We start from the raw sequence: 20,684 nt of genomic DNA, 5'->3' as shown, positions 1-20,684 counted from the left end.
TTGTTCAGTATTGATGTGTATTCCCATATTGAGAACGAATCAAACAGAGTTCACTTTTTAGACTTCGGTAGATACGACTCTTCCGCTGAAATAATCATTCGCGACAATGTACTCGGTATTGCGCACGAGCTCGTCTTGTATTTCCGCCCAATGTATTTCGTCTAAATCTTCTTTGGTATGAGTGATCGATGGGATTACACCACCGACTCGGATATTGAATGGAGTCAGCTCTTTTGCCCAGCTATGAGTGAATCCGGATACCAACGCTGCCAAGCTTTCTACGCCGGTCAGATCTTCATGGTTATCATGCGAAATTACGTTAACAATCACCCCTTTCTTGTTCCTGTTGCGGAAACGATCTGCGGCAACCTGTCCATAGGTATAAAGAAAACGAGCAGCAGAAGACAAATGATCGATGTATGTACTCATTGGTTCTGGTGCCATTAAGCTTGGCATTGGGGAGCTGGTCCAGCAATTGACTACCACATCTGGTGTAGCACCAAGTTCAGACTCAATTTGGTCAAACAATAAATTGATAGAAGTCGTGTCATCACTGCATACATGCATAGCGAAAACCTTATTGGTAAACGCGCTAATTTCCTCGTAACTTGCCTTAAGCGTGTCAGCGTTTTGATCACATAGAATCAATGTGGCACCGAGGTGGGCAAAGTGGCTAGAGCATGTTCTGCCAATGACTGAACCTGCTGATGTGACGAGTATAATTGATTCTTTGATATCCATAAAACACCTTCACTGCTCCGTATAAACCAGTGGTTTGTGCTAACAGCATGGATTAAATTCAAACGGCTCAGTGTGAAAGGCTTCAAACTAACGCTTTTGAGGGAAGACTATTGTATGGGAATTAGTAAGTCGTCACATTTCGTATGTGTTACAACTGTAATCACCAGGTGAAAAGTTGAACACTAAGCCTGGGCTTGGATCTGGTATTGGCGCTGAGCGGCGACAAGCTGATGATACAACCCTGCATCAGAAATAAGTGCCTGATTTCTTTTTCCTAAACGACGTCGTTCATGCCCTGATAGATTATGGTAGACCTCTTCGGGAAGGTTAAAAGTGTCTTCCGGTAGATAGGTTAAAGCATCTGGTTTTAGGTAATGGCTAAGCTTCGCGGACGGCAATCCAGAATCGTGAAACTGTTTAGCTTGTTCTGCCGCGAGTTCATAACTGCTGCTGTCTGATCGCAAAATTTGTGGTTGAGATAGAAAAAATTGCTGACGTAGGATCTCATCACTTGTCTTTACTTCTTTAACTTCTTCAACAGGAACGACGTCACGAACATCGTTAGAGAACATAGACAAAATTAGAGCAAAATCAGAACGGCGACCTTCATGAACGGCATGACTAATACCGTTACCGAACTGTAGTTCGTTGATAATTGCTGCTTTGTCTAAAGTATGAATTTGCATGGTGTTCCTCGTCAGATGCTTTTATAGCGGCGTATCACGGAAGAACTTTAGAAAATAGAAGATATTAAGTGAGTATGACTTTGGGAGCGGCAATAAAAAAGCCCGCTGTATTAGCGAGCTTTTGCATAAGACTAAATTGAACTAGGGGGAAGTCAATTACTTCGCTAGGTTCTCTGCTACGAAATCCCAGTTTACAAGAGCCCAGAAGCCGTTCATGTAATCAGGACGTACGTTGCGGTAATCGATGTAGTAAGCGTGTTCCCATAGGTCAACAGTTAGAAGTGGAGTTACACCTTCTTCTGTTAGAGGAGTACCTGCGTTAGAAGTGTTAACGATGTCTAGAGAACCGTCAGCCTTCTTAACTAGCCAAGTCCATGAAGAACCGAAGTTGTTGATTGCTGCATCAGTGAACTTCGCTTTGAATTCTTCGAAAGAACCGAATGCTGCGTTGATTGCATCAGCAACTGCGCCAGTTGGCTCGCCGCCCGCGTTTGGAGCTAGACAGTGCCAGTAGAACGTGTGGTTCCAGATTTGAGCAGCGTTGTTGAATACGCCACCAGTAGAAGTCTTGATGATCTCTTCTAGTGTTTTGCCTTCGAACTCAGTACCAGGGATAAGACCGTTTAGCTTAACTACGTAAGTGTTGTGGTGCTTACCGTGGTGGTAATCTAGAGTCTCTGCTGAGATGTGTGGTTCTAGTGCGTCTTTCGCGTAAGGAAGAGCTGGTAGTTCAAATGCCATTACTCGATTCTCCATTGATATGAAAGGGTAACCTTTCGATTGCTTCCAGTGTTTTTTATTCGTTCTGAGTCGGTACGACTGACTTGCTAGGTATTTTAGCAAGTTTTTACTTTATTAAAACCCCGATATGAAAATATTTTAAGATGTTAGCTGTGACGACGCGATGAATCTTAGCTCATTAAACAAGCTTAGTTTAAACCATAATAATTATATGGTTTTTATTCTGCTGTTATTGAGTAGAATGTGACAGATAAACAAAGTTAATACCTATGAATGAGGAAGCGATGGAAACTATCGACAAAATCAAACAGCAGATTTCTGAAAACTCTATCCTGCTGTACATGAAAGGATCACCTAAACTGCCAAGCTGTGGTTTCTCTTCTCAAGCGTCACAAGCTCTTATGGCATGTGGTGAGAAGTTCGCTTACGTAGACATTCTACAAAACCCAGACATCCGCGCTGAGCTACCAAAATACGCACAATGGCCAACTTTCCCACAACTATGGATTGAGGGTGAGCTAATTGGTGGTTGTGACATCATTCTGGAAATGTACCAGAAAGGTGAACTTCAGCCGCTAATTAAAGAAGCTGCAGCACGCGCTGAAGGTGAAGCTGAGTAATTCGTAAATACTCACATTTAGCGATAGAATACGAGGGAGCCGCACTGGCTCCTTTTTTATTTTTTAGGGTAGTGTAATGAACATAAAGCTTTATTATGTCTCATAATCCTTAGAAACCCCTCCAACCCTTGCTATTCCTTGTTATATAAAGACTTATTCAATCACATAAATCTGGTGATAACCTATAAATACCGACAAAAACTGACCTCTGCCGCCACTTTGTCGCCATTTTTTCGGCTAGATACTGAGAGCCGTAAGCGGATTAAACCTCACTGCATCACTCAAATGGTTTGGTGAAAAGTGCGCGTAAATCATTGTGTGATCGATATGCTGATGTCCGAGGATTTCCTTCAATACAAGAATGTTGCCGCCATTAGACATGAAGTGGCTCGCGAACGTATGACGTAAGACGTGAGTCGCTTGACCTTCTGGCAAGTGGGGAAGGGCTTTAGTCAGCCATTTGTACGCCACGCCGTAACCGCAAGTGAAAAGGCGATCATTGGTTGGCCTATAGATTTGGTTATACAACTCTTCAGAAATCGGTACCGTTCTATTTCGTTTGCCTTTGGTATTGTTGTAGGTAATGCGGTATTTCGTCAGGTTAGAACCCTTCAGATAAATCGCTTCCCTGATACGCGCACCAGTCGCCAGGCAAACCTTATATATCTTCGTTAGCTCATCACCAATAGGGCTTTGTTCAGCAACTTCAAATAAGTGTCGAATTTCCTGTTCGGTCAGGAACGCCAGTTCAGATTCCGGCTTTTTGATTGCCTCAATACCATCAACCGGATTAGGCAGTTTCCACTCTCCAAGCTTAATCAACTTATTGAACAACGCTTTGAGTAACCCAAAGTCCACATTATTCGAAGCAATGGAAAGTTCTTTGTGTTGTTGGCCACGACCTTTGTTAGAACGGCTAGAACGGTAAGTCGCGAGTTGCTTGGAATTAAGATGTGAAGCGATAGGGTTGCCCAAGTCTAAAACCATGCTTTCTAGGCGTAGGCGTGTATGTTCGCCAGACTTGAGATTCTTACCATGCAGCTTAAACCATAGTTCGACTAAATCAGATAATCGACGGTGATCAGGTTTAGAACCCAGCCACGGCTTGTCATCCACCTCTTTCATTAGATGAAGTTCAAAAGCGGTCGCTTCTCCTTTGGTCGCGAAGCGTTTACGGACGCGTTTACCAGCGCGGCCTTGCGGGTAGCACTCACAAAGCCAAGGTTTTTTACTGCCGTCTTTAAGGTTTCGTATCGTCATGATGGTATTAAATTAACTGTCTTTATATACAGTATTTTCATGTCAGAGATTTTGCAATGTTTAAGTTGATAGTGAACGAACAAGAATGACAACGATACCGTTGGAAATGGATATTGCTTTATATCCAAAACTTTGAGCTATGTAACCAATTGAATTTGTATGTCTATACAAAAGATTGCACTATGGTGAATGTGATAACGATATGGTTGATGAAAAGTCGGACTTTCATGAGTGAGGAGCAATGTCATGCCAGATGTCGCAGCTTTTGGAGCAGCTTTGGGTAGTATTAAAACCGCAATTGATTTAGCGAAGATCGTAAAGGATAGTGATTTAACTTTAGAAAAAGCTGAAACAAAGCTTCGCTTAGCAGAGCTACTGAGCTTATTAGCTGATGCGAAAATGGATCTAGTGGATATCCAAGAGCTGATCATACAAAAGGATGAGCGTATCAGAGAGTTGGAGGAAAGCTTCCGATTTAAGGAAGAAATTACTCGATATAAGGATGGTATGTATCTAAAAAATGATAGTGGAGAACCTATAGGGCAACCATATTGTATTAATTGTTGGAACACTAAACATAAAGCTCATCCTCTACATCGCGTACCATCAAAGATACGAGAGCTAAAGTGCTCTTCATGTGAGACTAGTTACTTACGGTCGAACGTGCCAAATGTAGAACCTGGTTATCTTAGTAATTGTGAGTGACATATAGTTAATTGAATCTTAAGTATATATGGTTTAAGTGTTAGTTTTCTAGAAGGATAAATAATGTTCACTGCGCATGTATATAAAGTGTTTTTGGCATCGCCGAGCGATGTTGCAACGGAACGAAAAATTGCTCGAGAGGTAATCAATAAATGGAACGATTTACACTCTGAGAAAACCGGGATTATTTTACAAGCTATAGGTTGGGAGTCCCACTCGTACCCAGCGATGGGGGATAGAGCTCAAGGAATTCTGAATAAACAAATCTTACAAGATGCCGATTTTTTGATAGGTATGTTTTGGACCAGAATTGGTACACCAACTGGTAATCATGAAAGTGGCACACTCGAAGAAATTAGAGAGCATATAAACAAAGGTAAACCAGCAATGATTTGCTTTTCAGAACAACCTGTTCAGATGGGCTCAGTAGATCCAGAGCAGTACCAAAAATTAATGGTATTTAAACAAGAGTGCTTTGATAAAGGATTGGTTTCACCTTATGAAACTCTTGATGCTTTCACCTCAATTATCAATGATGCTTTAGTTTTTAGAGCTAATAGACAAGATCCATTCGTAGGCTTTCAAAAAGAAGATCCAGTATTTGTTGATCTGTTTGGTGGGTATCCCGAACCAGTGAGAGTTGAATTGAGTGAAGACGCCCAAGAGTTATTAATAGAAGCATCTAATGATAGTAATGGCACAATTTTGAGAGTGGAATATCTGAGTGGTAGTACGATGCAGACTAATGGCAAGCAACTTTTAATAGATGGCTCTGCACGGGAGGTTGCTAGGTGGGATGCAGCGTTAAATTGCATAAAAGATAATGGGTTTGTTGAACCAGTAGGTACTAAAGGTCAGATTTTCAAAGTGACTCACTCTGGGTACGAATATGCCGACATACTAAAAATGTCTAAGAACATATGAAGTATTAGATAACTAATTTCTATTTAAAACTATGCTGGATTTTTTTGTCTAGGCTTGAAGTATTGCTTTAACATGGACCAATTTAACACAAAGTGAATTAAGAACATTGCTGCTATTCGTCATGAAGTGAATCGCGAAAGTATGACGTAAAACGTTAGTCGTTTCACCTTTGGTAGCGAAGCGGTTGCAAACGCGTTTACCCGTTCAGTCCAGTGGATAACACTCACAGAGCCAAGGCTTTTTGTTACTGTCTTCAAGATTTCTAACAGTCGTTATTGGCCAAATATAAGAGATGGTGTTTAGTGTTAGTATACTCCATAATACTGATAAGATACTGATGTGAAACTCTTACTTTGGTCTAGAAATGTTGAATAAGTTTTGGCAAGTCTTTCAAAAAAAAGAATCTCAGGAGTCATCAGCCTCGGTCGTTCTCGAACAGGGTAGGATTGATACTGTAGATAATGCTGAGTATGACTCGGACGCTTTCGATGAAATCTTGGTAATGGAAAAGCTCCTGAAAAAGGTTGGCTTTAAAAATGGCTGCTGGGAAACTCAGGTTTTAGCTCGTGAAATTTGCCTAATTGATCGAATTGCAGCTGGATATGATTTTAATGCGTGGTATGAAAGCGATAAAGCTAGACATGCGTTAAGAGCTCAAATTGCCAGAGAGCTCGTTACACAAAAGATTCCTGAGAATGATGATGATATTCGTATTGGTCTGGGTGGTTGTGTGCCTCGAGTAGACAAAAGAAGTGACCGTCAAGCCATCATAATATTAGGATTGCCAGCATCAGGTAAATCGGGTGTCGCTCAGAAAATGTCGGATAATATGGGAGCACATATTATCGATTCAGATTTTGCGAAAAGAAAGTTTCCAGAAATAGCTTTCCCTAACGGAGCAGGTTGGACTCATGAAGAGTCAAACAATGTTGTGTTTAATAGTGAAGGTGGGCCGCTTGCAGCGTGCTTAGGGTTCGGATATAACATGATTATTCCGAAAATAGGTTCAGAATATGAAACTATTTTGGAGCTAAAAAAATTCTTAGAATCAATGAAATACAAAGTTTCACTAGGTTTGGTGTGGCTTGCTCCGGAAAAGGCCTTGTTGCGGGCTATTAACCGTTACAAAGATACCAAAAGGTATATTCCCATGTCTGTTATTGAAAAGTATGAAGACAAACCATTGAAAGTTTATAAAAAACTCGTCACTGAACAAAAATGGGAATCTTACCTACACTTAAGCAGTGATGTAGATAAGGGAAAGCCTTGTGAGGTGGTTAACATTTCATCGGATTGTGAGTGGTGGTTGAGCGATACGATATAGTCTATACTGCTTTGAACAACATTAAGGGTGGCATGATATGAAAAGTCTCGAGAAAAGGATTGCAGCAGCGCGAGAGCGGATGCGTACACGGCATAGTGATAAAGACAAAGCAGAAGTAAAGTCTATGCTTGGAAGTTTTAGCGGTCTAACACCTGAGCAAATTAGAAAGAATTTCGAAGCTCAGCGTCAGTCATAAGAAGAAATTACTATAAAAAAAGCACCTAAATAGGTGCTTTTTTTATTCTCCGTATTTATGTTGAAGGTGGTGCTCTTGGTTTAGTTCACTTGGATAATAGTGTTTTCGCTTAATCCAAACAAAGCCATCGCCTTTTGATATAACCGCAACATCAATTGGACCTCCAACCGTATCTGTTTCATAAGAAACCTTACGTTTAAATGCAGTTAGATTAACCAGAGACTCTGCCATGTATGACAATTCGTTTTTTGGTAGGTGCTCTATCATGGAAACAATTTTATCTACGTGGTTCTCTCGGATGTCGTCAAGTAGCTCCTTTTTAAGGGTATTTTGATTCTTAACTAGCGAAGCAAACATTTTATCGGTCGCTTTTTCTCTTGTTTTATCATCGATATCGTCTAGCTCATCCAGGATTTCAATGAATTTAATTAGAGCTTCTCTAGTAATGTGTTGAGTCGCCAAGTGAAAAAAGTGGTTAACGTGATGATCCGTAACCCCTTGCATGAAAGATTCGACTTCAGACTGCTGAGCGAATGGAACAATTCCAGCTTCACCTTGCTCTGCACACTTATCTTCAATTAGAACAGAGCGAAGTTTACCTAAATGCATTCCTTTTATTTCAAACGTATAGATTTCAGGTAAGTATTGGTCTTCACCATACCCGGCAAATACTAGCCCAGATGTAGCGCTGTCAAAATTATGCTCCTTAAGTAGAGCGTAAGTGGCGAACTTAAGGAAGCTTGACCGGAATTTGCTTTTTTGACCACGTGGTAACTCATTGAAGCCGATTAGAGTCATTAACTCATCGATAATGGGACGCAGGAGTTTTTGTGTAGGTGTGACATCTGCGGACGAAAAAAACTCTAAGTAGACAGATTTTTCATCGGTTAGGTCTTTAGCTTCATCCAAAAAAACAGAAATCAAAGAGTCTGCGTCTTCTTCAAAAGAGGAGCCAGCCTCAATCTTAGATTCAACGTACTCGTAATATCCCATGATCGTCTCTTTTAAATATCTAGTATGACTCCATGGTAATTTCTCAATAAAGCAAGGAATGTAGGAAATGAAATCTTGAACGTAATCACCAAGTGTCGGAAATGACTTTTCGCCCAAGTTTTTACGATACGTTTTTATTATCAATTCCCAGGGAGTATCGATGAAGTCGCCAGCGCCAAATACCATAATTCCAACAGGATGAAATTTAGTAAGAGCGAATAACTTTTCTGCGTTGTTGTAAATTTTGTGCATTCTGCCACCTGAAATGGTGGAGGCAGAATCTGCTGCGAGTGCAACCGCTGATTTGTTGTACACTGCTACTTCAGCTGTCATTACTTACCTTTATATTTTCGTTGGCTTGTTGCTCAATACACTTAATACTATAACAAAGCCATTTTGTTAGCTTTTAAACCTCAGATGATTTGCTTTAAGTTAAAGTTACCCTGAGATCTATTTTGCACCAGAAGCTGTGAAGCTTTGCCCTTCACATTCGCTAGAAAACTTTTCAACTGGCACTCGCATCATTTTCCATTGCTCGGTCATACCGGCTTTATCGCCGTTGTTGCGAACACTGTTATACACTTCTTGAACGAATAGCTTAGTACGGATGACAAACTCAGAGCTTACTTCGCGAGATATCGGCTTGTCTTGGTAGCGAGTTGCTGCGTCATAAACACCATAATGTGTTTCAATTTTCGTCATCGCAGGGTTGAACACTTTGGCGCGCCACTCGGCCACTTCTTTGTAGTCTTTTGAGGATGCCAGCGACATGGCCTTTTCAAGATACGGGGTCGTGTCTTGGAGCATACGACCTGCTAGTTCGCAGTCGTTCATATCTGATAGTTCATAAGCACTAGCAGCTTGAGCTTGTGAAGTTACTAGAGCTAAGCCTAAAGCCATTGGTATTAGTTGCTTCATAATTTTTATTCCTAGCCAATTAATAATTATTTTTTTCTTAATGTCACCGCTATGCGGCAAACTACTTTCACTCTCCTTCCATAAGAGACACAGCACTTTGGTTATGTTTTTCTGAAATCTTTTTAAATGCTTTTAGAAAGCTATTTGCCCAATCTATAACTTGAGAGGTGACAGCCAATAGCGCATCTACTCAGCGACTTTTTTCTTGTCTTCCTGCTTTTGAGTGGCCACGCCAATGAGCGCTTGCATTTGCTTTTCACGTTCGTGCCTGTTGATGTACCACTCTTTAATCAAATGTTCTAACAAACCAATCAACAATTGAGCTTCTTCTGGTTCAACATCAACTATCACGTTGATGTCTTTTTCCATGTGAGCGCCGATATTCCCTATACCACGAACACCGTCAATGGCTTGCCATGTGATAGGGTCAACTTTGTCTTTAATACTCTTGATTTCATCGACTAGGCGAGCAGGCTTAACACCCCAATAATCCCTCAATATTCCCTGTAGGCACCTACGTGCTAATGTTGCTGATGACTTAGGGCTGAGATCTTTAATCAAACAGGCTTCTTCGTAATCTGAAATAATAGCTTGAGGGATGTAATTTGGAAGTGGTTTGGCAGTAGATTGCGGCTTTAATGTCCACGAATTAAGAGACTTTTGAATACTCTTTGTTTGGTACGGGTGTGCTAATCCTAGCTCTGCGGTAATACTATATTCTCTGCAGTCAGGGTTTGGGCAAATGATTGATCTAGTGAATAGTCGCAGTAACGCTTTGTGTTTGTTGTTTGAATGAAAATCATGTATTCCAACCGAATATTGCTGATCATTTATAGTCGCATTGTGGTTGCAATAAGGGCATTGCCATGAAAAAGCCATTTCTAACTCCTAGCCAACTTAATAATTATTCTTTTCTTAATGTCACCGCCACGCGGCCAATTACTTTTATATCTTGTTCTGATACTTCAACCGTCGAGTTGCCAAACACGACTGCTAATTTGTTTGGTAATCGTTGAATGTGGTTGATGGACAGACGCCCATTCATATCAATCAAATACTCGCCACTCACTGCATCGTTCTGTTTTTTATCTACCAGAAAGCGGCCTTCGTTCGTTTCGATCTCAATGGTGTTGCCGGCTTCTAAATCCCAAGAGTTAAACATGCGTTGTGCGTATGGAATCTCTCCAGTTGGCACAAGCTGGCCGTTCGTGAGGCAGAAGCTCTTAATTGCGACGATGGCTAACTGAGGGTTCTGTAACTCTGGACTAGATGAAGTCACCCCTGCTTCAGGTGCTTTTTGATTGCCCCAAAAAGAGTGGTGTAGTTCTGTCAGAGGGTAATCTTTTGGAAGAATTAGTTCGTGAACAGGGATTCCTGTCCTCAAATGAATACGAACAACTAACTCGTGAGAGTTCCTATTGTGTGCATTCCATGTGCTAATCGTTTGTCGACTTACATTAGTTACGTCTGCTAACTCTGCAAATGTCGATAACCCTAGAGAATCCTTCAAGGTTTGAGTAAAGTCCTCACCCTTTAGGTATTCAAAAATTGATATTTTCTGTTGACTATCCATATAAGTTGATCAATATTGTACTCGAAAGTTGATTGTCACGCCGACCAAAGCAAGAGACAACCGAAGAAGATAGACATAAAAGCAAGGATATCACCATGTTAACGTACAAGATACCTCCACTAAGTCCATATGTGACTTACGAAGAATACTCCCGCCTTACTGGTTTGCCGATTGGCACCATCAAACAATACGTGACAGAAGGCCGCGTGATCATCAAGCCAAAAGACAAACGCCGCGATAAGCCGCTGATTAACATGGTTGCCATGCATGAAATGGCGGCTCGTGAAGCCATTGCTGCGCTGGGTTAAGTCATGGGCTTTTCCTCTCTTATTCCAAGCAAAACGCACTGCCCAATGTGGCTAAACGCGTTTGCGTTGGTTGTCATTCTCGTACCGCCTTTCATCTAAGAGTGTTGATCATGGACGCAAACATCGCCATGTGCGGATTCCGCGAACGCAAACAGCAATCTTTTAACGCTGCATGCTGCGATTTCGCCATCAATCACAATATGGAAAAGCTGGCTCCACGCATTGGCCTGACTGGGAGAATGCTGCGTAACAAGCTCAACCCAGAACAGCCGCACAAGCTAGACCCAGTGGATTTGGCATTGCTGAGTAAAGAATCCGGCGATTACACCATTGTGAACACACTCTTCGCTGACTTAGGTGTGGTGACGGTTCAGTTACCTCAAGGCGGGGAAGAGAAGAACCTTTTAGAGCGCACGCTGCTCAATAGCCACTACTCGGGTGAGCTGTCTAGCGATGCAATGCACATGTGCAGCGCAGACCGTTTACCTCGCAGTCAAAAACGCAAAACCATTGCCAAGGTTCAAGCGGCCATCGGCAACTTGGTTTTGTTCGTCAACGATTTAGAAAACCGCACCACGGGCTTACAGCCACTCATGCAAATGGGCACAGATTTCCTAGCCAACGGTGCGCCACTTCCGGGCTTAGCCTAAGGAGAATCAATGAGTCAGTTAGCTATTCAACAAGAACAACAAAAGCAAATTCCTAACGCCAGCGAGAGCATTGCCGCCTGTAAAGCCTTGTTCAATGGTTCCGCTACACGCGGCAAGTTGAAGCAGTTGTGGAACGGTATGCCACCACGCTTTCGCGGCTTGGTATTGATAGCCGGTGATCTGAAAGCCTCGGAGCACGTTCGCGACTTCGACAGCTTTAACGATTTGGAACTACACAAAATCCGCAACGGCATGCAACAGATTAAAGAAGTCGCAACGTTATTTGATCGCAATGTCGGTGACGTTCGTCGCCTTAAACACTACCAGTTCAGCAGTACCCATTAATCACCTAGCCAGCCTTGCCCCCGCAGTATTGGGGGGCTTTTTTTCGTCTTAGCGTAGGAGCACAGAAGATGAATACAAATCAAAAATTAACCGAAGCACGAAACCTAATAGACCAAGTGATTAACCGTAATGTCGGCACGATTGGGCAAGCGGATTTACCCGCAGAAGCATTGGCTCAAAAGCAAAAGTTATTGAGTGGCGTGAACACCAATTCTGATGTGTTAGACATCGTGAACGCTATTAATGCGCTGGCGATAAGTAGTCAGGATGTAATTGAAATTCACACCGGCTTTGTAGCCAACGTAAATTGGTTCGAGACAATTGCTTATGTGAAAGGATGTCAGTACGAACCGGGTGCAAATAGGTTGTTTCAGAAGCGAGTTCGACTGGGTGAAGAAGATGCTTTTGCCCAACTATTAGCAATCGAAAGCGAGATAACCGAACTGATCATTGAAGCTCGTGAAGAAGCCGAAGCAAAAGTGGAGGTGGGGGCATGAGTTCCACTAACGGGAAAGTACAACCTCGTGAGTTGTACCCAACGCCGCCAGAAGTAGTGGACGCACTTCTGTCTAAGTTGAAGGTTCGCCAAACTGACAAGTTCTTAGAACCTTGCTACGGCACTGGCGCGATCTTCGACAAGGTAGATTTACCAGAAAGCCAAAAGTCATTCGCTGAAATTGAAAAGGGTATTGATTACCTAGCGACTGAGTTTGGTAAGCAGGACGTGATCATTACTAACCCTCCTTTCTCTTTGACGGAAGAGTTCATTCGCAAAAGCTTAAGTGAGTTGGCACCGGACGGTACCATGGCTTACTTGCAGCGTGTTAACTATTTAGGTTCTAAAAAGCGTCTGCCGTTCTGGTTCGAAATCGGCTTTCCGCCAAAGTGCCCAATCATCGTTCCGCGCCCTCGTTTTGTCGGCGGTGGGTCTGATTCTTGTGAATACGCTTGGTTTATTTGGGATAACGGCAACCGCTTCGATATCCCTCAAGGTTTAAGTCATATCGTTTCAATCGGTCATGAGGTGGCAGCATGAGACAAGATTACATCTACGAACTAGACGGTCACAAAGGTCAATCCGCGATCGCGAAAGCGTTTGGCGTTCCACTGGGTACTTTGAAATCTCGCTTACGTAACGGCAAGACAATTCGTGAAGCGGTTCATTTTGTTGATGGACGTGAGAACAATTGTGGCGTTGCTACTCACGAGTGGAAGGGCATCAAAGGTATCGACAATATCGCTAAAGCTATTGGTACCACGCACACTACTATCTACAAGCATTTGAAAGCCAGTTGCACTCTGGATGAAGCGGTAGCGAAGGTTCAGAAAAGCCAAAAGCGAGCTGAGCAAGTTCGCAAGCTTCGCGCTAAGTCTAAAGCTAAGCCAATAGAGCTTGTAGGTATTAAGAAACCAACTGAAGTGCCAGAGCTTTGGCGTTTGGCCTTAGGTTTTGGTGGATAAAAATAACAGTGTCGAAGTACCTAAGCGAACCAACTGAAATTGATCTGCTGGACTTGGATAAATTCGGTTTTGACCATGACTACAAACGTGCTGCTTCTCTGGCTTGTCAAAGTTGGGGAAGCTTGCACGTTTTTCCGCAAGCGCCAAAAACACTAGCGGATGCTTGCTTTGGTGCAAGACGTTTTGATGAGTCACAAGAACCTGACGATATGAGCGTGCTCGAACGTAAACTGTTCGAAGCAAACCCAGATGATTTTGAGTGGACAAAAGGCAAAATCAAAGACCTGCCAGATTACCTAACTAAGTACTTTGTGACTCGCTACATTTCAGTTTTCGAAAAGAAAGGTCGCAGAGAAGCAAACATCTTTTTGCGTGAACGAATGGGGCCAGCTGCTGATCGCGCCGTTATGGTTTTACGCAAATACAAAAATCTACCAACAACCCAAAAGGTTTCTTTGCTCAGTGAAGAATTAGATCACACTGACCAAAGCGACTTTACGCCTGTACATCCAGATATGGCAAAACCTCAACTTCGCTTTGATTTCGACAATGCGGAGAAAAAACGCAAGCCAGTGAAAAGCCGTATCTTGGCGGAGTTGGAACTTGACGAACTCAAAGAGATGGCGTTCAAGATTGGCAAAATCATGAATGCCCGTTTCCAAATTATCTCTTCTAAGTTGGCAAGTATTACCGAAGCTGAACTGGAAAAGGACGATACGTTCTGTCCTGTCGTTGAAGGCTACCATCAGTTAGCGGCTTTCACTGCTCAGTTTGGCATCAAACCGCCTTGTAAGTACAAGAAGCAAAATGAGCTTTCCGCTCTGCAAGACATTTCTCGCATGATTAGCGAAAAGTGGTGGCTTGGTCGTTTGGTTAAAGCTCGCAAAATTATGCGTGAGCACCTCGCCATTGCAATGGGGCAAGTGTCTTCAAAAGCCTCTGCCTATGCGTCTTGGGATTGCGTTCGTGAGCACCAAGAGCAACAAAAGCGCAACTGGGAATACATCAAGCAGTGTGAACTTTTCGACGAAGAAACCGAAGAGAAAGCCGACCTGTCCGAAATGGTTTTGAAAAGTGTGTCTAACCCTGCAATTCGTCGCCATGAGCTGATGGTGCGTTGTCGTGGTTGTGAAGACATCGGTAATGAATTGGGTTTACAAGGCTTGTTCCTGACTCTGACCACACCGTCGAAATACCACAATTCCTACAAGAAAGGCGGTTTCATCGACCATTGGAACGGTGCAAGCCCACGAGAGGCGCAAGCGTATTTAAACAATGCTTGGCAGCGTATCCGCGCCAAGTTAGGCCGTGAAGAAATCCGTTGGTTTGGTGTACGTGTTGCGGAGCCTCATCACGATGGCACACCACACTGGCATTTGCTGATCTGGGTAAAACCAGAAGAAGTGGCGCAAGTGCGTGACATCTTTATTTCATACGCTACCCAAGAAGACCGCGCAGAACTGCACCCGCAATACGAAAAGGAAAAGCAAAAGCCATTTCGTAAGTGCGCTTATGTTGGTCCTATGGATTACCGTCCACGTTGTGACTTTGGTTACATCGACCCAGAGAAAGGCACAGCAACGGGCTACATCGCTAAATACATTTCTAAGAACATCGATGGCTTTGCTATGGACGATGAAGTGTCCGACGAAACAGGCAAATCCGTAAAAGACATGGCGAAGAACGTCAGCGCTTGGAAAAGCCGCTGGGCGATTCGTCAGTTTCAATTCTTCGGTGGTGCTCCGGTAACGACTTACCGTGAGCTGCGCCGTTTTGCTAGCCAAAACAAAAAAGCCTTTATGGAATACGTGTTCATGCAAGAACGTGCTGACCTGTTGGATATGTACCACATGCTGCACCGCCATGTCGTTGGTCCGGTAAAACCTGATCGTCTGCTAACCAACAAAGAGTTGGTAGAAGTGATCGGTAAAAACTACCAGGCACGAATCCAATCTGATGAGGCTTGCATCGTAGACACGATGAAAGCCGCAGACCATGGCAACTGGCAAGGTTACATCATGGGGCAGGGTGGACCATTCGTTAAACGCGAAGATTTGCTGATCACCAACTCATATCAGGTACTTCCATTCGCATCACCTCACGGTGAAGACGTGCGCAAGGTGGAAGGTTTTCAAACACCAGAAGCAGTCGTGAAAACGCGCACTAAGGTCTGGACGATTCAGAAGAAATCAAAGGTAGAAGCGGAAGTTGAAGCGATCACCCAAGGGAGCGCAGCGACCGCTATTGGAGCCTCTGGCTCCTCTCGGAGTTCTGTCAATAACTGTACGGAGCTTCGCGAGTCACAGGTCAGCGATCAGCTATCCCGAATACTTGAACCAATGAAGGATAGGGCGACTTCACCACCAAATATTGATGAAACGGCACTGGCCGCACTGCTAAAAGGCAGCTCAATTCGCATCGACGATGAAACCAGTATTCAAATCCGCCCTGCGGAGGTAGACGAACACGGCAATAAACGTCCGGCGCAGCTGGTCGAAGTTACCCGCACACCTGCAGAAAACAATAGTTGGATGAATTTTGAAGGTTGGGACCAGGCATTAGCCCAACCCGAAGAGAAAACTAAAGAGTACCAACAGCCCGACCTTTCGTTCTTCCCGGAGATGGAAGATGATTGGCCGTTGATGTGATGCTAGTCTGAAAGCGATTTGTCTAGAGGTCTAGAAGAAATCTCCGTTAGTAGCTCTTGCTGAGTATTCTCCAAAATTTTTATCTTGCTTTCCATCGCTTCGCGCTCGAAGTTTTGCCAGTACATTACGGAACCAACAGCTATGATTGCTGAAGCAATTAACGCAGCTGTTAAGTTTTCCCAGACTGCAACTTTGAAAGGTTTGTGTACTGCTTGAACAATTTCTTCTTCTTTGACCACTTCCTGATAAGCTTCTAGTTCTTCAGAGAATGAAAAGTCAATATATTCGTTCAGCATACGCTCTGCATCAGCTCTGAATTTATTTATGCAGTCTTGGGAAGAGTGGAATGTGTTGAAATAGACTTCTATTTGGGTAGGTGTTGGGAATTCACCCGTTTTATCCTTATATGCGTGAATCCATTTTACTTTTTGTTCTTTATAGAGGGCGTAGGCAACATAACCTACAAAATCGCCCTCTTCTTCTATAATGTCGCCAAAAGTATTGTGCTTCCACATTGCACTTAGACCACTTTTGATGCTCGGTAGGCTTTGAAACGCTCATTAATCTCTTTTTGAGAATAACGTCGTTGAGCTATCTGGCGCTTTACTTCTTTTGGCAAGTCGTAAGATGAAAGTTTTTTACCGCTCATCATGGCGGCATTTGCTCTCGCAGCTACACTTGTGCTCATGTCTACACTTCTCCGTACAACAGTAGTTGTATAAATTTGGGAGTAAATAAAAAAGGGGAAATTAGATTTGAAACAGTAGCCTGCAGTCCTTGCTCAGCTCCACTTTTGGTAAGTGGTTGTTTCGATAGTAAAGAGCTTTCATAAAACACTTTACATGTGCTAAGTCTCCATCATTTTGGCTGTTTCGTCAAATAATACGCGCTTTTGTTACTACGTACGTCGTCTTTTATAAGCTTCAATAAGCTACGGTCGTCTTGAGTATGGAGCCCAGTTATAGGTGGTTCAAGTAGAGAAGTGGCTAGGTTATTCCTACTTCACAGAAACGAAAGAAAATTTTTGAAGACAAAGGAATGTCAAAAAAACCACTGTAGAAACCTGTATGGATATACAGTATATTTCAATGGTGATTAGTAAGGGTGTTGATATGTCGGATAAAAATCAAAACGATATCATGTTGTCTGCTTTAGAGATCGTCATTGATGGTGTAGCAAATAGTGAGGCGACAGAGCGAACTCGAGCGGCAGGTGCATACATAGCAGGTTTAATACTGGCGGATGCGAAAGGGCAGTTGGACTCTGAAAAACAAAAAGCCATCTTGAGTATTATCGAGATGGCTTGTGAAACGGAGAGTACTGCTTTTATGTCGAAGTAATTTACAACATAGATAGTTGGTGTTTGAGCTGTTGCCGTGCCTCTGGCGGCAACGCCTTACACAAGTTGAATGCCAGTTGGCTTGTCGTTTTTGCCGATGGGCTCAACGTATGGCTATAAGACAAATTCATCACAAATGTATGTCCACATTCTGGGTCACTGCAGCTGCAATACAAATCTGAATGACTGTTGGTTAAGCGGTTGGATTTTTGGATACGGCTTTTGCTTCCACACTCCGGGCACAACACTCTCATATAAAACACCTAGCTTATTGACTGACTTAATAATCATACGTCAAAAGGCTGTGTTTTTATACAGTTTTGGGGCGGTGGTTAGGCAGTATCTCCATGTATTAAATTGAAATTAAGGCGCAAGTGTTTAGGCACCTCTGGGTCTGAGTTCACCTCATCCATAATCAGCTCACACACAGGAATGATCTCATCCTTAGCGTATTCACTGCCTATCTTCGTTGGGTCGCCTAAACTGGTCGTGCCCTGCGGAATAATCCCTGCTTTACCTACTGGGAAGCGGTGGCCGACAAGAATGTCCTGCGCGGTAATATTTTTGATGCGCTCAAACTCATCTTTGGTGGCGATATCACCAACCGGAATCAGCTGAATCCCTTTCTCTTTGCCGTTCGGAATATTCACAAACATACTGCGGAAGTTACCCACGCCTTTAGAACTGGCGATCTTCTGCTTCAACATTTCTTCATCTTCTTCACTAAGGTTTGGGTCGGTAGCGTAGAAGATAAAGCCCATGTGCGCGCCGTTCTTGTAGTAGCGACGGCGGAACAAAGTCGCGTCTTTATTCAGCAAGCTGCTCTGAATGCTACCTAAGTAATCCGCCAAACCGTAGATTTGTTGCTGCGGGTCATACTGAGGCAAGAAAATAACATCTTCCTTGCGATATTCGCGTTGCTGGTTGTCGCGTTCCAGAATGACGAAATTGCCGTTTTTGCGTCGGCGAAGGTACATGCCAGGTAATGGATGCAAACGAACCACACGTTTGAAACCATCGCGGATTTTAAGAAATGCAGCATCGCCAAAGGTGAAGTAATCACGGCAAAAGGCTTGGATGTGTCGGCGGCGGGTCGCGCCTCCATTTAGGAAGCGTCCGGCTACGTAGTTTGCCCGAGCAATCAACAATGAGCCATGATAGGCGTTGGCACGAGCAATATCTGCTAAGCCGCTGCGTGAAATCGGTGGCTCCCAATAGTTGTCGGCATCGTTGTAGAACAAATCTGAATAGGTGGTCATCCAACTGTTTGAGTCGATGGACTCTGGTGAGGAGTCGATATGATAGACCGACTCTGGCGCGTGTTCTTCTTGTTTGACTAAAGTGTTCATTTGCTCGGTCATGCTGCAGTGGCCCAGGTTGATTTAGTTGGTGTTGAGTGATCTAACGGCTCGTTAATGATAGCGTGAGAGATTGCCCAGAATGCATCGGCGTGTCCGGTCGTTTCGCTGCGTTCTGCTTTAAAGGTCATGGCGTTACCGCTGGCCGTTGGGACGCGCTTAATCGCCATAAACGCCATGGCAATGTCTTTGTGTTCGGCATCAAACTGCAGGCGTTTGGCTTCTACGACGTCAATCATCTTCATTACCAAGCGGTTTTTGTTTTCGTTGCTGTAGTGGATGGCGTGAGCTTCACGTGGGTATTTCTTAGAAATTAAGTCCCAAACACCGCCGCCAATACCCGTGGTGTCGACTCCGATGTAAGTCACTTTGTAGCGCTGAAAGACTTTGTCTATTTCCGCTACGTGATATTGGAAGTTCAGACCTTTCCAATAGTGCTTTTCTAATACACGGAAACGTTCGCCAGCTACGACAGGCGGAGCGACAACCACCAAACAGGCATTGTCTCGGGTGCGGCTTGGGTCGTAACCTAACCAAACTTCCCGAGTGGCAAAAGGGCGTTTGTTATTTGGTTTGAAGTCTTGCCAGTGAGCGGCATCCACCATGCCTTTTTCAAGGTCAGAGAATTTGAATACAGACAACGAACCATCGACAAACACACACATAAACAGATTTTTGAAATCATCATCGCTGTATTCTTCGCGCAGTTCGTCAATGTCGAATAGGTCACAGCCACCATTAGCGGCATCTTCAATAGTGACAACATAACGCCACTGTTTGTCTGGGCAGAGTCGGCCACCGTCTCGGAATTCAGCAAAAGTCGGGAATTCAACGTTGGCGCGAGAGTCTTTGCCTTTGCGCCACTGGTCTCCAGTCCAGAATGGGTAAGCCTGGTGCATTTTAGAAGATGGCGTAGAAAAGTAAGTTTTGCGCCACTTCTTATGCGTTGCCATCGCCGAAGCAAGTTTGTTCAGCTCATCGAACTTAGGGATCCAGAAGTATTCATCGACATAAACGTGGCCGTGGTAACTCTGTGCGGTTTTGCTGTTTGTGGACAAAAAGCGCAGTTCGGCACCGTTGGAAAGAATAATAGGATTGCCGGTTAACTCGATGTTTAAGAACTCTTTACCAATCGCAATGATGTAGCTGCGGAAAACTTCAGCCTGTGCGCGTGATGCAGAAAGAAAAATTTGGTTATCACCAGTCAGAATCGCATCTTCTAAGGCTTCACCACTGAAATAGTAAGTAGCACCAATCTGGCGAGACTTGAGAATATTACGAATACGCTGTTTGATGTTGTTGCGCATCGTGTGCTGGTACTCGAACAGGGATTCATGCCAGCCTTTAAAGTCATCTTCTGTTAGGTGCTCAATGCTGTTCTTCTTGCGGCTTCTTTTACGCTCGCCGTTACTGCTGCTTTGTTTTGATGAGCCACCATTGCTCTTTGGTGAGCTGCCTTGCGAAAGGTGTCGCTCTGCTTTGGTTTTTGCATCAGCGTGAGCTTTTAACAGCTTAACGTGGTGATCGATAAGCTTGTCCATCTCCTTGAGCTGCTGATCGGTTTTCTCATCCTTATCTATCAGCACCGCTAAACGGCGGTTAATCATCTGCTCTACAGACAATTCATCCAACAACAAAGCCCAGCCGAATTTCTCCGCCCAGGTATAAAGGATGCGCTCACTATTGAGGTTCAGTTGCGCTGCAATTTCTTTCGGAGGAACACCGCGTAAATAGAGCTTTTTCGCGGCTTCTCTTATTTCATCTGAATATGCCATAGCTGCATCATACGCGCCGAAAACTTGCAGATGACCTAGATAAGTTCCTGAAAATTCGGATTTTGGTTAAATCCGAATTGGTAGGAATTGAAGTGGCTGAAAGCCGTTATTCAAAGGCG

Annotated in this window: 26 protein-coding genes; 13 read left to right on the top strand and 13 right to left on the bottom strand. The window is 43.6% G+C overall.

Going from position 1 to position 20,684, the window contains the following annotated elements; all coding sequences use genetic code 11:
• Positions 1–57: 57 nt before the first annotated feature.
• From L3V31_RS12275 to sodB, 3 genes are all read right to left on the bottom strand, one after another.
• Positions 58–741: an SDR family oxidoreductase gene (locus tag L3V31_RS12275; protein WP_237316309.1), complete on the bottom strand. Its 684-nt coding sequence runs from the start codon at positions 739–741 to the stop codon at positions 58–60.
• A 182-nt stretch (positions 742–923) separates the two neighbouring features.
• Entirely contained in the window at positions 924–1,427 is a 504-nt protein-coding gene (locus L3V31_RS12270; protein ID WP_237316308.1) for a VC2046/SO_2500 family protein, read from the bottom strand.
• Between the two features lie 156 nt (positions 1,428–1,583).
• Entirely contained in the window at positions 1,584–2,168 is a 585-nt protein-coding gene (gene sodB, locus L3V31_RS12265) for a superoxide dismutase [Fe] (protein ID WP_237316307.1), read from the bottom strand.
• A 284-nt stretch (positions 2,169–2,452) separates the two neighbouring features.
• Between sodB and L3V31_RS12260 the strand changes: the two genes are divergently transcribed.
• Complete coding sequence (locus L3V31_RS12260; RefSeq protein WP_237316306.1) at positions 2,453–2,788, top strand: Grx4 family monothiol glutaredoxin; 336 nt, start codon at positions 2,453–2,455, stop codon at positions 2,786–2,788.
• 237 nt (positions 2,789–3,025) lie between these two features.
• Here the strand turns inward: L3V31_RS12260 and L3V31_RS12255 are convergent, their stop codons facing one another.
• Complete coding sequence (locus L3V31_RS12255) at positions 3,026–4,048, bottom strand: tyrosine-type recombinase/integrase (protein ID WP_237316305.1); 1,023 nt, start codon at positions 4,046–4,048, stop codon at positions 3,026–3,028.
• Between the two features lie 246 nt (positions 4,049–4,294).
• Between L3V31_RS12255 and L3V31_RS12250 the strand changes: the two genes are divergently transcribed.
• The 4 genes from L3V31_RS12250 to L3V31_RS12235 all read left to right on the top strand — a co-directional run bounded on the left by L3V31_RS12250 (position 4,295) and on the right by L3V31_RS12235 (position 7,197).
• Complete coding sequence (locus L3V31_RS12250) at positions 4,295–4,753, top strand: hypothetical protein (protein WP_237316304.1); 459 nt, start codon at positions 4,295–4,297, stop codon at positions 4,751–4,753.
• Positions 4,754–4,816: 63 nt separating this feature from the next.
• Complete coding sequence (locus L3V31_RS12245) at positions 4,817–5,677, top strand: DUF4062 domain-containing protein (RefSeq protein ID WP_237316303.1); 861 nt, start codon at positions 4,817–4,819, stop codon at positions 5,675–5,677.
• Positions 5,678–6,041: 364 nt separating this feature from the next.
• Positions 6,042–7,001, top strand: coding sequence for a zeta toxin family protein (locus L3V31_RS12240; RefSeq protein ID WP_237316302.1), 960 nt, complete (start codon positions 6,042–6,044; stop codon positions 6,999–7,001).
• Positions 7,002–7,038: 37 nt separating this feature from the next.
• The gene (locus L3V31_RS12235) at positions 7,039–7,197 is read left to right on the top strand and encodes a hypothetical protein (protein WP_237316301.1); all 159 of its coding nucleotides are present in this window, start codon (positions 7,039–7,041) and stop codon (positions 7,195–7,197) included.
• A 42-nt stretch (positions 7,198–7,239) separates the two neighbouring features.
• Here the strand turns inward: L3V31_RS12235 and L3V31_RS12230 are convergent, their stop codons facing one another.
• The 4 genes from L3V31_RS12230 to L3V31_RS12215 form a co-directional block, all read right to left on the bottom strand.
• Positions 7,240–8,523, bottom strand: a complete 1,284-nt coding sequence (locus tag L3V31_RS12230; RefSeq protein ID WP_237316300.1) for a hypothetical protein — start codon at positions 8,521–8,523, stop codon at positions 7,240–7,242.
• 117 nt (positions 8,524–8,640) lie between these two features.
• Positions 8,641–9,108 (bottom strand): hypothetical protein, encoded by a 468-nt coding sequence (locus L3V31_RS12225; RefSeq protein ID WP_237316299.1) that lies wholly within the window; start codon positions 9,106–9,108, stop codon positions 8,641–8,643.
• A gap of 186 nt (positions 9,109–9,294) precedes the next feature.
• Positions 9,295–9,987 (bottom strand): DUF4145 domain-containing protein, encoded by a 693-nt coding sequence (locus tag L3V31_RS12220; RefSeq protein WP_237316298.1) that lies wholly within the window; start codon positions 9,985–9,987, stop codon positions 9,295–9,297.
• A gap of 25 nt (positions 9,988–10,012) precedes the next feature.
• Complete coding sequence (locus L3V31_RS12215) at positions 10,013–10,681, bottom strand: helix-turn-helix domain-containing protein (RefSeq protein WP_237316297.1); 669 nt, start codon at positions 10,679–10,681, stop codon at positions 10,013–10,015.
• Positions 10,682–10,776: 95 nt separating this feature from the next.
• On the opposite strand from L3V31_RS12215, the gene L3V31_RS12210 reads away from it, so the two are divergent.
• From L3V31_RS12210 to L3V31_RS12180, 7 genes are all read left to right on the top strand, one after another.
• A complete protein-coding gene (locus L3V31_RS12210) occupies positions 10,777–10,989 on the top strand; it encodes a hypothetical protein (RefSeq protein ID WP_025605289.1) in 213 nt (70 codons plus the stop codon).
• A gap of 110 nt (positions 10,990–11,099) precedes the next feature.
• Positions 11,100–11,639: a phage regulatory CII family protein gene (locus L3V31_RS12205; protein WP_237316296.1), complete on the top strand. Its 540-nt coding sequence runs from the start codon at positions 11,100–11,102 to the stop codon at positions 11,637–11,639.
• Positions 11,640–11,648: 9 nt separating this feature from the next.
• On the top strand, positions 11,649–11,984 hold the full coding sequence (locus L3V31_RS12200) for a hypothetical protein (RefSeq protein ID WP_054576246.1): 336 nt from the start codon (positions 11,649–11,651) through the stop codon (positions 11,982–11,984).
• A 68-nt stretch (positions 11,985–12,052) separates the two neighbouring features.
• Entirely contained in the window at positions 12,053–12,481 is a 429-nt protein-coding gene (locus L3V31_RS12195) for a hypothetical protein (protein WP_237316295.1), read from the top strand.
• Positions 12,478–13,020, top strand: coding sequence for a class I SAM-dependent methyltransferase (locus L3V31_RS12190; RefSeq protein ID WP_237316294.1), 543 nt, complete (start codon positions 12,478–12,480; stop codon positions 13,018–13,020). The genes L3V31_RS12195 and L3V31_RS12190 overlap by 4 nt, the downstream gene beginning before the upstream one ends.
• A complete protein-coding gene (locus L3V31_RS12185; protein WP_140093069.1) occupies positions 13,017–13,445 on the top strand; it encodes a hypothetical protein in 429 nt (142 codons plus the stop codon). Before L3V31_RS12190 ends, L3V31_RS12185 begins: the two co-directional genes overlap by 4 nt.
• Before the next feature lie 122 nt (positions 13,446–13,567).
• A complete protein-coding gene (locus tag L3V31_RS12180; RefSeq protein WP_237316340.1) occupies positions 13,568–16,093 on the top strand; it encodes a replication endonuclease in 2,526 nt (841 codons plus the stop codon).
• A 2-nt stretch (positions 16,094–16,095) separates the two neighbouring features.
• On the opposite strand, the gene L3V31_RS12175 is transcribed toward L3V31_RS12180, so the two are convergent.
• The gene (locus L3V31_RS12175; protein ID WP_140345078.1) at positions 16,096–16,608 is read right to left on the bottom strand and encodes a hypothetical protein; all 513 of its coding nucleotides are present in this window, start codon (positions 16,606–16,608) and stop codon (positions 16,096–16,098) included.
• Positions 16,609–16,613: 5 nt separating this feature from the next.
• A complete protein-coding gene (locus L3V31_RS12170; protein ID WP_180902841.1) occupies positions 16,614–16,781 on the bottom strand; it encodes a hypothetical protein in 168 nt (55 codons plus the stop codon).
• Between the two features lie 379 nt (positions 16,782–17,160).
• Between L3V31_RS12170 and L3V31_RS12165 the strand changes: the two genes are divergently transcribed.
• Positions 17,161–17,433 (top strand): hypothetical protein, encoded by a 273-nt coding sequence (locus tag L3V31_RS12165; protein ID WP_140345076.1) that lies wholly within the window; start codon positions 17,161–17,163, stop codon positions 17,431–17,433.
• Between the two features lies 1 nt (position 17,434).
• On the opposite strand, the gene L3V31_RS12160 is transcribed toward L3V31_RS12165, so the two are convergent.
• The 3 genes from L3V31_RS12160 to L3V31_RS12150 form a co-directional block, all read right to left on the bottom strand.
• Positions 17,435–17,686, bottom strand: coding sequence for an ogr/Delta-like zinc finger family protein (locus L3V31_RS12160; RefSeq protein ID WP_079765352.1), 252 nt, complete (start codon positions 17,684–17,686; stop codon positions 17,435–17,437).
• Positions 17,687–17,764: 78 nt separating this feature from the next.
• Positions 17,765–18,793, bottom strand: coding sequence for a phage portal protein (locus tag L3V31_RS12155; RefSeq protein WP_237316293.1), 1,029 nt, complete (start codon positions 18,791–18,793; stop codon positions 17,765–17,767).
• Positions 18,790–20,565, bottom strand: coding sequence for a terminase family protein (locus L3V31_RS12150; protein ID WP_237316292.1), 1,776 nt, complete (start codon positions 20,563–20,565; stop codon positions 18,790–18,792). The genes L3V31_RS12155 and L3V31_RS12150 overlap by 4 nt, the downstream gene beginning before the upstream one ends.
• Positions 20,566–20,684 lie beyond the last annotated feature (119 nt).

The organism is Vibrio sp. J1-1 (assembly GCF_021728395.1).
GTDB lineage: Bacteria > Pseudomonadota > Gammaproteobacteria > Enterobacterales > Vibrionaceae > Vibrio.
This window is presented reverse-complemented; position numbering and strand designations above follow the sequence as displayed.